Here is a 12,838-nt window from a genome sequence, read left to right on the forward strand (position 1 = left end):
ATTGACAGCAAAGAAAGGAGACAGAATGTGGAGACTCCTGTGCTCGATGTAAAAAAATTGAAAACTTCTTTTTTTACCGACGATGGTTTATTAACTGTTGTTAATGATGTGGATTTTCACGTCAATGCTGGAGAAGTGCTTGGAATCGTAGGGGAATCGGGATGCGGAAAGAGTGTAACCTCCTTATCTATTATGGGGCTTGTACCTGCATTAACGAGTAAAGTGGAAGGTGAAATCCTGTTTAAAGGAGAGAATCTAGCTGCAGCCAATGAAAAGAGAATGCGGCAGGTTAGAGGTAACGAAATCGGAATGATCTTTCAGGAACCGATGACTAGTTTAAATCCTTTATTCACGATCGGAAGCCAGCTGATTGAGGCCATTCGCATACATAATAAAAAAGTTTCTAAAAAACAAGCGAAGGTACAAGCGATTGATATGTTAAAGAAAGTGGGTTTACCGAGAGCAGATGAGTTAATTGATGAATATCCGCATCAGCTTTCAGGCGGAATGAGGCAGCGAGTGATGATTGCTATGGCTATGATCTGTCATCCGGAAATTCTTATTGCCGATGAACCGACAACCGCTTTAGACGTAACCATTCAAGCTCAGATTTTAGAATTGATGAAGTCGCTTAATAAAGAAACTGACACTGCCATTATTATGATTACTCACGATTTAGGTGTAGTTGCCGAAGTATGCCAGAGGATCATCGTCATGTACGCAGGGAAAGTAGTGGAAGAAGGAAATGTAAGCGATATCTTTAAGAACCCTAAGCATCCTTACACGATAGGGTTGATTCAGTCTGTGCCGGACATGAGAGAAAAGAAGGATAGGTTATTTTCTATACGGGGCAATGTACCTAAGCCGGGCAGCTTGCCAATTGGATGCCAATTTGCACCGCGCTGCGACCATGCACATGAAAAATGCCTAAAGGAAGCACCGGATTTGAAAGCGCTATCAAGTGGTCAGAAAGTGAGATGCTGGCTGTATACAGAGGAAAAGGAGCAAATCATATGACAGAGCCATTGCTAAAGGTAACCAACCTGAAAAAATCATTTCCTATTCATGGGGGATTGCTTGGCAGGCAAGTGGGAGAAGTAAAAGCTGTTAATGATATTTCTTTCTTCATCAACAAAGGAGAAACGCTTGGCCTCGTTGGAGAGAGCGGCTGCGGGAAGTCGACGACAGGCCGGATGCTTCTCAGATTGCTGGAACCGACAGAGGGGCAGATTTTTTTCGAAGGGCAAGATTTAACGAAGCTGTCGAATTCAGACATGAGAAAGATGAGAAAAGAAATTCAAATGGTCTTTCAAGATCCATTTGCTTCTTTAAATCCTCGGCATACAGTAGAAAAAATTCTGGAAGAGCCATTAATTGTCCATGGAGTAAAAGATAAAGCTGCACGTAAAAAACGAGTGAAAGAATTGCTGGAAACGGTTGGATTAAATAGCTATCATGGCAAGCGTTATCCGCATCAATTCAGCGGCGGTCAGCGGCAAAGAATTGGGATTGCGAGGGCCCTGGCCGTTCATCCGAAGCTGATTGTAGCAGATGAACCAGTTTCAGCACTGGATGTGTCGATTCAGGCGCAGGTGCTTAACCTTATGCAGGACCTGCAAAAAGAATTTGGCTTGACTTACTTATTTATCGCACATGATCTAGGCGTGGTACGCCATATCAGTGATCGCGTAGGAGTCATGTATTTAGGACATATTGTCGAGCTTGCGGATAGTGAAACACTTTACGAATCTCCTAAGCATCCTTATACGGAAGCGCTGCTTTCCGCGGTTCCCATTCCTGATGTCGATTATCAGAAAGAAAGAATTATTTTGCAAGGGGACGTGCCGAGTCCGGCTAACCCGCCGGCTGGGTGTCCTTTTCATGCGCGCTGTCCAAAGGTCATGGAACAATGTGCTTCCATCAGGCCGGAGTTTAAGGAAGTTGAACCAGGTCATTACGCTGCTTGTCATCTCTATGAGTGACAAACCGTAATAATATATATTTTTTAAAGAGGGGGAAATGGAATGAAGAAAAGGTTTATTAGTTTGGTCACACTCATGTTGATGCTTTCTTTAGCCCTTGTCGGCTGCGGATCAGGGTCATCTGATGAAGGAAGCGGAGGAGACGGCGGCAAGTCCGGCGGTTCTACTCTAATCTACGCTAAAGGCGGAGATGCAGTTAAGCTGGATCCGGCTCAAGTAACAGATGGGGAATCCATGATTATTGCCGAGCAAGTTCTTGAGACGTTAGTGAGCTACGACAAAGAAACAACAGATATCGTACCTGGTCTAGCTAAAAAATGGGAAGTATCTGAAGATGGATTAACGTACACGTTTGAACTTGAAGAAGGCGTTAAGTTCCATGACGGAACAGACTTTAATGCTGAAGCGGTTGTGAAAAACGTGGACAGATGGCTGACAAGCAATGACGAAGCTACATTTGCTTACTTCGCTTCTCAGTTTGGCGGTTTTAAAGGTCAAGAAACAGCAGTTATTAAAGAAGTAAAAGCGGATGGAGAAAACAAAGTTGTATTTACACTTAATCGTCCACAAGCACCTTTCTTGAAAAACTTAGCGATGTCACCTTTCTCTATCTCAAGCCCAACGGCTATTGAGGAGCACGGAGATAAGTATGGTGAAAATCCAGTAGGAACAGGTCCATTCAAGTTCGAAAGCTGGAAGCGTAATGATACGATCACTCTTGTGAAAAATGAAGAGTATCACAAAGAAGGAAATCCTAAAGTTGATAAATTAATCTTTAAAGTAATCGAAGACAACTCAGCTCGTTTAAACGCATTAATTAAAGGCGAAGTAGACTTAATTGACGGATTAAATCCTAGTGATGCTGAAAAAGTGAAAAACGATGAAAACTTGCAATTATTTGAAAGACCATCTATGAACGTTGGCTACTTAGGGTTCAATGTTGAGAAAGAACCTTTCAACAATCCGAAAGTGCGTCAAGCATTAAGCCATGCAGTTAATAAAGAAGCACTAATCAAAAACTTCTATGAAGGCACAGCTGAAGCGGCGAAAAATCCGATTCCACCTTCCATTAATGGTTACAATGACGAAGTGACTGACTATGAATTTGATTTAGAAAAAGCGAAAAAATTATTAGCAGAAGCTGGATACAAAGATGGCTTCAGTGTAGATTTATGGGCTATGCCAGTTCCTCGTCCATATATGCCAAACGGTCAAAAAGTAGCGGAAGCGTTACAAGCTGATTTTGAAAAAATCGGCGTAAAAGCGAACATCGTCACAATGGAGTGGGCGACTTACCTTGAGAAAGTTCAAGCTGGAGAATCTTCTTTATTCATGCTTGGCTGGACAGGTGATAATGGAGATGCTGATAACTTCCTATATGCTTTACTTGATAAAGACAGCATCGGCTCTAACAACTATTCCCGCTACGCAAGCGAAGAGGTTCACAAGCTATTGTTAGAAGCTCAAGCTGAAACAGATGAAGCTAAACGTGCAGAGCTTTATAAACAAGCTCAAGAAATCATTCATGCAGATGCTCCTTGGGTTCCGCTTGCACACTCTACACCATTGCTTGCAGGAAACAAAAATATTGAAGGTTTCTTCCCGCACCCAACTGGTTCTCAGCCAATGGGCGACGTATCGATTAAATAATTAAAAAGGGGGGGAGTGAATGCCACTCTCCCTTTTTACTAAGAAAACGATTGATTGCATTACATATTTCTATTTCCAACTAGAATTAAACTGAGGAAGCAGGTGTGATTATGTTTGCTTATAGTATCAGGCGGATTGCTATGCTCATTCCGGTGTTGCTCGGAATGGCATTGATTGTTTTTTCATTAATACATGCGATACCAGGCAATCCAGCCCAAATTATGTTAGGGCAGCAGGCTTCGCCAAGTGCTGTAGAAGCTCTAACTAAAAAAATGGGGCTTGATCAGCCGCTGTATATTCAATTTATCGAGTACATCAAAAATTTATTGTCAGGTGATTTAGGAGATTCCCTTCGAACGAAGACGGCGATCACGGAAGAAATTTGGCCTTATCTGGCAGCTACTATAGAATTGTCCATATTTGCGATGATTATCGCCATTTTCGTTGGAGTCAATGCGGGCATCATTTCTGCTTGGTTTCAAAATTCTTGGTTCGATTATTTACTCATGGTGCTGGCGCTTATCGGTGTTTCCATGCCGATTTTCTGGTTAGGGTTAATGGAGCAATATGTTTTTTCTATTAAGTTGGATTTATTGCCGACGACAGGACGGGATAATATCCGGGATCCAGTCACAGCCATTACAAACCTCTATTTGATTGATACGCTTATGCAGGGGAGAATCGATCAATTTTTTGAAGTGATCAGACATTTAATTTTGCCGGGAATCGCGTTAGCCACGATACCGATGGCGATCATTGCGAGGATCACTCGTTCAAGCATGCTTGAAGTCATGAGATCAGATTACATCCGTACAGCTCGTGCAAAAGGCATGAGCATGTTGAAAGTCGTGTATAAGCATTCTTTGAAAAATGCCTTTATCCCGATTTTAACTATTATTGGTCTTCAAATGGGACTCTTGTTAGGCGGGGCGATTTTAACTGAAACCATTTTTGGCTGGCCGGGCATAGGAAACTATATTTACGATGCCATTCAGTATCGTGATTATCCGGTTATTCAGTCAGGTATTCTAGTAGTCGCAACGATCTTTGTTATTATCAATCTAATCGTTGATCTATTGTACGCAGCAATCGATCCGCGGATTAAATATCGTTAAAAGGAGGGCACGAACATGGCAGAATTAGCAGAACAAACACAATTGCCTCCTACTGAACCTAATTTAGAACCGAATCAGGAAGAAAAGGCAGCCACTCCCTGGAAAGATGTATGGAGAAGATTTAAGAAAAATAAGGCGGCTGTATTTGGGCTAGGATTAGTTGGCTTCTTCGTCTTCTTGGCGATATTCGCTAACTGGATTGCTCCATATGGCTTTAAAGAAACGATTCTTGAAGACAAACATTTGCCTCCATCGGCTGAACACTGGTTTGGAACGGATGAGTTTGGCCGCGATATTTTCAGCAGAGTCGTATACGGAGCAAGAATTTCATTGTGGATCGGATTACTATCTGTAACTGGGTCAGTAATTGTAGGATCAACACTCGGCATCATTGCCGGATACTACGGGAAATGGGTAGATACCATTATCTCAAGAATATTTGATATTTTACTGGCATTTCCAAGTATCTTGCTGGCGATTGCGGTAGTCGCTATGCTTGGCCCTTCCTTGCAAAACGCATTAATCGCGATAGCCATCATAAACGTACCAACGTTTGGGCGGCTAGTCCGATCTAAAGTGCTGACGATTAAAGAGGAAGAGTATATTACGGCGGCAAAGGCGATTGGCATGAAAGATGGAAGAATACTTGTTCATCACATTTTGCCAAACAGTCTCGCTCCGATTATCGTTCAAGGTACGCTGGCAATTGCTACGGCGATCATTGAAGCGGCTGCTCTTGGATTCCTTGGAATGGGCGCACAGCCGCCAACTCCAGAGTGGGGGAAAATGCTTGCGGATTCTAAAGACTTTATCATGCAGGCCCCTTGGACAGTATTCTTTCCAGGTGTCGCGATTATGCTGACCGTTTTAGGTTTTAACCTTATGGGCGACGGACTTCGTGATGCTCTAGATCCGCGGATGAAGAATTAAGAGAATATATCTAATCAAAAAAAGCGTTCAAAATCAGCCAAGCCGATTTTGAACGCTTTTATTATTCCTCATCCTCGAATTCAATCATGTCGTCTTCTTTATGATATTTATGGAAGCTAGTCATTAATTGATCCAGGTGATCAAGGGTTTCTCCGTATTCCAATACAGAAGAAAGGATGTGCAGCAGGTGAATAGATGTGTTCTCGCCTTCTGTTGAACCTTTATGAATTTCTTTCGTAAACAAATCCATAAATTCTTCTCTATTGATGCATAATTCAAAGATATCTTCTGAATCCATATCCTGTTTTACTTTTCCTCTAAACCGCAGCAAGATATGTTCGTGATAACCCATCAGACAATCCAGGTGGTCTTGGAGAGTTCTTTGGAGTTCGGGACTTAAATGATAGATCTCATTTTCAAACTGATTCATTCTCCGTAAAATATCAAAACTTCTTCTCGTACAAGTGATCATGTTGCGAAAGAGAACAATTTTTCGGTTTTTAGCGATTCTTTTCTTCTTTCTTTTCACACGATCCTCTTTGTAGAGTAAATATAAGTTATCAATCTTTATGAGCCGCTCTTTAATCTTCCGCAAGTCTTTCTTCAGTAAATGATATTCAGAAGCATTCCTTGAGCTTAAGCGAATCCATTTTAAGATATCCTCTGTCACTAGACTGACCTGGTTAAATATCTTGGTTTCGTACTTAGGCGGCAGAAACACTAAATTGACAAGGAAGGCTGACGCGACACCAATAAATATATTGAAAAACCGAATGGTGGCAAACTGTATAAATTGTTCGTTCTGAACTTCCATAATGGCAATAACGGTCACCAGAGCAAGCCCGATGGTTTTTTCTAAATGCAGCTTTAAAATGGTGCTAATGGCGACGATTGCGGCCAAACCTACAATAATAATATGATTTCCAAAAAGCAAAACAAAGGCTATAGCAATAACTGCCCCAACTATATTGGCCTGAATCTGTTCGATGACGGTTAGATAGGAACGATAGATATTTGGCTGAATCGCAAAGATCGCAGCAATGCCTGCAAAAACCGGTGACGGCAAGTTAAGCAGGTCAGATACATATAAAGCGAGCACAATGGCAATTCCCGTTTTAAATATGCGGGCACCTAGCTTCATAGAATAAATAATTCCTTTCTTGATGGAAGTTTATTAAAAAGTGATTACCACTATTTGTTTGTTGATAAACAAGACAGTGTAAACAATATTGTACTATACAATGGACTGGATTTAATAGCAAGGGACAAAAGAACATATTGTATCATTATATTTACACAACTCGTTTGTTATACGCATAGAGCTAAAGTTAAATAAAACAAAAGAGGCCAGCAAGGACCTCTTTTAAATGAATTACTTCAGTTTTGAAAAAGCCATATCTACTGCCTGCAATGTAGTTTCAATATCTTCTTCTGTGTGAGCGGTTGTTAAGAACCATGCTTCATATTTCGAAGGAGCTAAGTTAATGCCTTGTTCAAGCATTAATTTAAAGAAGCGGCCAAATATTTCTCCGTCTGTCGCTTCCGCTTGTTCATAGTTCACTACTTTTTCGTTAGTGAAGTAGATTGTTAACGCGCCTTTTAAGCGGTTAATGGTGATGTTAATTCCATGTTTGTGCGCACTTTTAAGAATTCCTTCTTCCAAGACTGCCCCAAGTTCATCGAGCTTTTCATACACGCCTTCTTCTTTCAATACCTCAAGGCAAGCAATTCCGGATAGCATAGAGGCAGGGTTCCCAGCCATCGTTCCCGCTTGATACGCAGGGCCTAATGGAGCGACTTTCTCCATAATTTCCGCGCGTCCGCCGTATGCGCCGATCGGCAAGCCGCCGCCAATGATTTTGCCAAGAGCTGTTAAATCCGGTGTAACCCCTAACAAATCTTGTGCTCCGCCGTACATGAAGCGGAAGGCTGTGATCACTTCATCAAATATTAATAAAGACCCCGCTTGATGAGTTAGCTCTTTTACTTGTTCTAAAAATCCTTCTTTCGGTTCCACGATGCCGAAGTTTCCGACGATCGGCTCAATAAGAACAGCGGCGATCTCGTCCCCCCATTTTTCAAGAGCTTCTTTCAAAGGTTCAATTTCATTAAAAGGAACAGTAATGACTTCTTGGGCGATGCTCTTAGGAACACCAGCGGAATCAGGCGTACCTAATGTTGAAGGACCAGAGCCTGCCGCTACTAGCACTAAATCTGAATGTCCATGGTAACATCCGGCGAATTTGATAATTTTATCGCGGCCTGTATAAGCTCGTGCCACCCGAATCGTAGTCATAACCGCTTCTGTTCCGCTGTTGACAAAACGAACCTTGTCCATCGCTGGCATGGCTTCTTTCAGCATTTTTGCAAATGTCACTTCATAGGGAGTGGGGGTTCCGAATAGCACACCGGTTTCCGCTGCTTTTGTGATCGCTTTTGTGATGTGAGGGTGAGCGTGTCCTGTGATAATCGGACCGTACGCAGCAAGATAATCTATGTACTTATTACCGTCTACATCATAGAAGTAAGCTCCTTCTCCTCTCTCCATAGCAACAGGAGAGCCGCCTCCAACCGCTTTGTAAGATCTTGACGGGCTATTGACGCCGCCTACGATATGTTCAAGTGCCTCTTTGTGGATCATTTCGGACTGTGTAAATTTCATGTATATGTACCTCCAATTGGATTTCTCCTATCATTTTAGTACGGTAGGCTAACATTCGCAATGATTGGGATAGTTCATAAAAGGATGGCAGCGGACGTATAGTAGGATGACAAGCTTTTCTTCATTGCGAAGGGAGAGAAGAAAAATGACGGTCATGATGACAGGTGCGGTTGTTATTTGTATGATCATGAGCATGAAAGGACTGTTCAGCCCTGCTAGACCTCACCACCGGTATCTTTCGTTTACTTACTTTATATATTTTGGTTTTTTGTATTTAACGATCATGATTGGCTTTGCTCTTATCTATTTATTAATGGATATGATGAACATCATTATCATCACGGGTGAAAACTCGCCGGCCATTACTTATTGGGATAAATTCTTCACCTCCTTATATTTTAGCGGCATCACGTTATTTTCCGTGGGGTATGGCGATATTGTTCCAGAGGGAGCTGGTCGATGGGTCGCTATGCTGGAAGCCTGGGTCGGCTATACGATTCCAACGGCGTTCGTCGTCCGTACGATGCTTGAAAAAGATTCTCGGTAAATCGCCTTTTAATTTGCCATATTATCCATGATTAGGTAGGCTAAAAGAAAAGCAGAGCCTGCCGTTTTTTTATGAACAGTTTCGAGTTCTTAGAAACGGGTGCTTGCAAAGTTAACAAGGAGGAAGAATGATATGACTGCACAATTGAATGAAATGGCACCGGATTTTACACTGTTAGCTAACAGCGGAGAAGAAGTTTCTTTATCTCATTTTAAAGGGAAAAACGTCGTGCTTTATTTCTATCCGAAAGATATGACGCCTGGGTGCACGACACAAGCTTGTGACTTCCGTGACCAGCATGAAAAATTCAGCGGGTTAAATACGGTTATTCTAGGAATTAGCACAGACCCTGTTGAACGCCACAAGAAATTTATTGATAAATATGACCTGCCTTTTCTTTTGCTGGCAGATGAAGAACACAAGGCGTGTGAACTATATGGTGTCTGGAAGCTAAAGAAGAATTTCGGCAAGGAATATATGGGCATTGAAAGATCGACGTTTATTATTGACCCAGAAGGCACGCTAATCAAGGAATGGAGAAAGGTCAAAGTGAAAGGGCATGTTGAAGAAGCCCTGCAATTTATACAGGACAAGCAGTCTTAAATCATACATAAGGGATGGAGGGGATTTTTGTGAAGGTGGTATCTACATTTCGTCCAAGCAGAGAGCTGCAAGCACAAATGAAAGAAAAGTTTTCGAGTGCAGAGTTTCTGTTTTATCCTTCTATTAAGGAAGCAGAAATGCTAGAGGAAGCAGAAGTGCTTGTCACATTTGGCGAAGACTTAACTGATGAGTACATTGATAAGTGCCAGAATTTAAAGTGGATCATGGTGGCGTCAGCAGGTCTTGAGAGAATGCCATTTAAATCCATTAAAAAAAGACAGATCATCGTGACTAACGCCAGGGGGATTCACAAAATTCCGATGGCTGAATTTACAATGGGGTATATGCTTAATCACGTCAAGCGTTTCCCGGAGCTATTAAAATTGCAGCAAGAAAAGATGTGGAATAAAAAGCTGCCGCTACAGGAGCTCTCGGGCAAAGAATTGCTGGTGTTGGGAACGGGAGCCATTGGAAGTGAAATCGCAAGGTTAGCCAAAGCATTTCGTATGAATACAGCAGGAGTTAATCGGAGTGGAGGCTCTGCTGAACACTTCGACCGCATCTTTAAACAAGATGATATACTTACAGCTCTTCCTCAGGCAGATTTTGTTGTCTCTGTTTTGCCAAGTACAAAGGAAACGAAATATTTCATTCAAAAATCGCATTTTGAAGCGATGAAACAAGAAGCAGCTTTTATTAATATCGGACGGGGCGATCTATTTGAAGAGCAGATTTTGTTGGAGGCATTGAATGACAATCAGATTGCTCACGCTTATTTAGATGTATTTATGGAAGAGCCTTTGCCTAAAGATCATGCGTATTGGCATCAAGATCGCCTGACGGTTACGCCTCATATTTCAAGTATCTCGAAAATGTATTTGCCTAGAGCATTTGAAATATTTGAATACAACTTAGAAAAGTATTTGCAATCGGATCTAGATCTGCAAAACTTGATTGATGTAGAAAAAGGATATTGAACGACAAAGAACAAACTAGAATGATCATAGTTTGTTCTTTTTTTAATGAAGGTTCATAATACAAGTAATTTAGTCCGTTATATTGACAAAACACAGGGGAAATTAGTACACTATTTATAAAGATTATAATTTAATAATACTTTTTAAAATAGCGAGGTGCATGACCGTGTCTCATGATCACAATCATTTAAAAGAAGCATTAGATACATTGAAGCAAACTGGTGTTAGGATCACTCCTCAGCGTCATGCAATACTTGAATTTCTGATTCAATCAATGGCTCATCCGACGGCTGATGACATTTATAAAGCGTTAGAAGGTAAATTCCCTAATATGAGTGTGGCGACGGTTTATAATAATTTGCGTGTGTTTCGTGAAGTAGGACTGGTGAAAGAACTGACCTATGGAGATGCTTCCAGCAGATTTGATTTCGTAACGACTGAACATTACCATGTGATCTGTGAAAGCTGCGGCAAGATTGTTGACTTCCACTATCCGGGTTTAGATGAGGTAGAACAGCTGGCTTCTCACGTAACAGGCTTTAAGATTAGTCATCATCGCATGGAAATTTACGGTGAATGTCCTGAATGCCATTCTAATAAAGAAATTCATTAAAAAAGAATTGTTCGATAAACGAACAATTCTTTTATTTTTTCTTTTGATTGTACTTCTCATCAAACTCTTTACCCTCTAACTTTTCATCAAGAGTTAAAGGCTCTTTGCAATGCATGCACATATCTACTCTTCCAAGCATTTTGGTCGGCTTATGACAGCTTGGGCAGACAACCTGAACAGCTTTCGTGGAAAGCATGCCGATCCAGAAATACACAACCGTACTGGCGATGATAGAAAGCAGGCCAAGCAGCATAAATATGGTCATGACAAGAGGAGATTGTCTAAAGAAAATACCTACATACATAATAATAAATCCGATAAATATTAAACTGAGTGCAAATGTGCGTATTCGGTTTATTTTGCTTGAATAACTTTTAGCCATTTTAATTCGACCTCCTAACAATAAACTATACCATAATTGTTAAGAATAATAATAGATGAATGATCTTGTCGAATTTTCATCACATTTTTAAAGGGATTCATCCGTTTTTGTCGAAAAGTAGTGTGTAAAACAAACTTGTGTTTGGAGGAATTTTTAATGGAGGATATCCTTCGTTCTATATATCAAGAGCGGACGAGCCAACGAAATACGCTTGGAGTTATATCAATAGAGAAAAGAGAGAAAGTTAATTCTTTTACTGAAAACTTTGATGCGATTTTGCTGGTTATAGTGAAGGAAGCGGAAGAGCCGGTGTTTGTTAAGCACTATTTATACGAAAATAAACAAGCTGCTTTATATGTAATTACAGAAGCCCAGCTAAAAGAGTGGCTATTATTAGGAAGTAACCGAAAGTTTGTAGAGTGGCTGTATCATGGCAAGATTTTGTTTGATCGAAACGAGTATGTTCATGAATTAAAGATCGAAATGAGAGAGTTTCCTTTTTACGGTCGTAAAATTAAGATGGCCATTGAATTTTCTAAGTTAATTAGAAGGTATATTGATGGAAAGTCCTTTTTTAATAACGGTCATTATCTCGATGCATACAATCATGTCGTCCACTCTTTGCATCACCTAGCGCGTCTTGCAGTCATTGAGCATGGTTTCCACCCCGAATTAACAGTATGGAATCAAGTGAAACAGATCGAACCTGAAATATATAAATTATATGAAGAGCTCCTGACAAGCGATGAAGATTTACAGAAAAGGCTCGAGCTATTGTTTTTAGCAAGTGAGTTTTTAATACACTCGCGAACGGAAAGCGGATCATCACATTTTCTAGCTGTTTTAAAAGAAAGAGACTGGTGGACAATAAACGAGCTGCTTAATCATCCTGAGATTAAACACTATGCTGTAGATTTAAATATGCTAATAGAATATTTGCTGGATAAAGGGTTCATAGAAGTAATGAAAGTTCCTACAAAGGGACAGGGAATATACCACCGCTATTATAAAATTATCGATCGTTAAAATTATTTACGAAAAACTATTGACGTTTTTAATTCAAGTTGGTATATTAATAAGCGTCGCTGCTGAGAGAAAAACAGCAGCGGCGAAATAAAATTAAAAAAGTTGTTGACATTAAATGAACAACTTGGTAAGATAATAAAGTCGCCGTTAGGAAATAAGCTAACGCGAACGAGACATTGATCTTTGAAAACTGAACAAAATAAACGTCAACGTTTAAATGAAACAACCGACAATGTAAATTGTCAAAATGAGCAAGTCAAACATCTTTTTGGAGAGTTTGATCCTGGCTCAGGACGAACGCTGGCGGCGTGCCTAATACATGCAAGTCGAGCGGACTTGACTGGAGCTTGC

The 12,838-nt window shown here is 40.7% G+C and carries 13 protein-coding genes and 1 rRNA gene; 11 read left to right on the forward strand and 3 right to left on the reverse strand.

What is annotated here, in order from left to right; genetic code table 11:
* The first annotated feature begins 27 nt into the window (after positions 1-27).
* From JOC78_RS15810 to JOC78_RS15830, 5 genes are all read left to right on the forward strand, one after another.
* Positions 28-1,017 (forward strand): oligopeptide/dipeptide ABC transporter ATP-binding protein, encoded by a 990-nt coding sequence (locus JOC78_RS15810; protein ID WP_204557829.1) that lies wholly within the window; start codon positions 28-30, stop codon positions 1,015-1,017.
* Complete coding sequence (locus JOC78_RS15815; protein ID WP_204557832.1) at positions 1,014-1,982, forward strand: ABC transporter ATP-binding protein; 969 nt, start codon at positions 1,014-1,016, stop codon at positions 1,980-1,982. Before JOC78_RS15810 ends, JOC78_RS15815 begins: the two co-directional genes overlap by 4 nt.
* Positions 1,983-2,024: 42 nt before the next feature.
* On the forward strand, positions 2,025-3,632 hold the full coding sequence (locus JOC78_RS15820; RefSeq protein ID WP_204557834.1) for an ABC transporter substrate-binding protein: 1,608 nt from the start codon (positions 2,025-2,027) through the stop codon (positions 3,630-3,632).
* Positions 3,633-3,742: 110 nt separating this feature from the next.
* The gene (locus JOC78_RS15825; protein WP_204557836.1) at positions 3,743-4,747 is read left to right on the forward strand and encodes an ABC transporter permease; all 1,005 of its coding nucleotides are present in this window, start codon (positions 3,743-3,745) and stop codon (positions 4,745-4,747) included.
* Positions 4,748-4,762: 15 nt separating this feature from the next.
* Positions 4,763-5,677, forward strand: coding sequence for an ABC transporter permease (locus JOC78_RS15830; RefSeq protein WP_204557838.1), 915 nt, complete (start codon positions 4,763-4,765; stop codon positions 5,675-5,677).
* A gap of 61 nt (positions 5,678-5,738) precedes the next feature.
* Here the strand turns inward: JOC78_RS15830 and JOC78_RS15835 are convergent, their stop codons facing one another.
* Positions 5,739-6,818, reverse strand: coding sequence for an FUSC family protein (locus JOC78_RS15835; protein ID WP_204557840.1), 1,080 nt, complete (start codon positions 6,816-6,818; stop codon positions 5,739-5,741).
* Between the two features lie 231 nt (positions 6,819-7,049).
* Positions 7,050-8,339 (reverse strand): glutamate-1-semialdehyde 2,1-aminomutase, encoded by a 1,290-nt coding sequence (locus tag JOC78_RS15840; protein WP_204557842.1) that lies wholly within the window; start codon positions 8,337-8,339, stop codon positions 7,050-7,052.
* Positions 8,340-8,484: 145 nt separating this feature from the next.
* Between JOC78_RS15840 and JOC78_RS15845 the strand changes: the two genes are divergently transcribed.
* The 4 genes from JOC78_RS15845 to perR all read left to right on the forward strand — a co-directional run bounded on the left by JOC78_RS15845 (position 8,485) and on the right by perR (position 11,079).
* Positions 8,485-8,886, forward strand: a complete 402-nt coding sequence (locus JOC78_RS15845; RefSeq protein WP_204557845.1) for a potassium channel family protein — start codon at positions 8,485-8,487, stop codon at positions 8,884-8,886.
* Positions 8,887-9,018: 132 nt separating this feature from the next.
* Positions 9,019-9,489: a thioredoxin-dependent thiol peroxidase gene (bcp, locus tag JOC78_RS15850; RefSeq protein WP_204557848.1), complete on the forward strand. Its 471-nt coding sequence runs from the start codon at positions 9,019-9,021 to the stop codon at positions 9,487-9,489.
* A gap of 29 nt (positions 9,490-9,518) precedes the next feature.
* Positions 9,519-10,466, forward strand: coding sequence for an NAD(P)-dependent oxidoreductase (locus tag JOC78_RS15855; protein ID WP_204557851.1), 948 nt, complete (start codon positions 9,519-9,521; stop codon positions 10,464-10,466).
* Between the two features lie 160 nt (positions 10,467-10,626).
* Complete coding sequence (gene perR, locus JOC78_RS15860) at positions 10,627-11,079, forward strand: peroxide-responsive transcriptional repressor PerR (RefSeq protein ID WP_204557857.1); 453 nt, start codon at positions 10,627-10,629, stop codon at positions 11,077-11,079.
* Positions 11,080-11,110: 31 nt separating this feature from the next.
* On the opposite strand, the gene JOC78_RS15865 is transcribed toward perR, so the two are convergent.
* Complete coding sequence (locus JOC78_RS15865; RefSeq protein ID WP_204557858.1) at positions 11,111-11,461, reverse strand: YgzB family protein; 351 nt, start codon at positions 11,459-11,461, stop codon at positions 11,111-11,113.
* A gap of 156 nt (positions 11,462-11,617) precedes the next feature.
* Between JOC78_RS15865 and JOC78_RS15870 the strand changes: the two genes are divergently transcribed.
* Both JOC78_RS15870 and JOC78_RS15875 read left to right on the forward strand, forming a co-directional pair.
* Positions 11,618-12,487 carry a nucleotidyltransferase-like protein gene (locus JOC78_RS15870; protein WP_204557859.1) on the forward strand — a complete coding sequence of 290 codons (870 nt, stop codon included), beginning with the start codon at positions 11,618-11,620 and terminating at the stop codon, positions 12,485-12,487.
* 265 nt (positions 12,488-12,752) lie between these two features.
* Positions 12,753-12,838 (forward strand): 16S ribosomal RNA (locus JOC78_RS15875); the annotation flags it as partial.

Origin of the sequence: Bacillus ectoiniformans, from assembly GCF_016908875.1 — a bacterium.
In the GTDB taxonomy this organism is placed as follows: Bacteria; Bacillota; Bacilli; order Bacillales; family Domibacillaceae; genus Bacillus_BX; species Bacillus_BX ectoiniformans.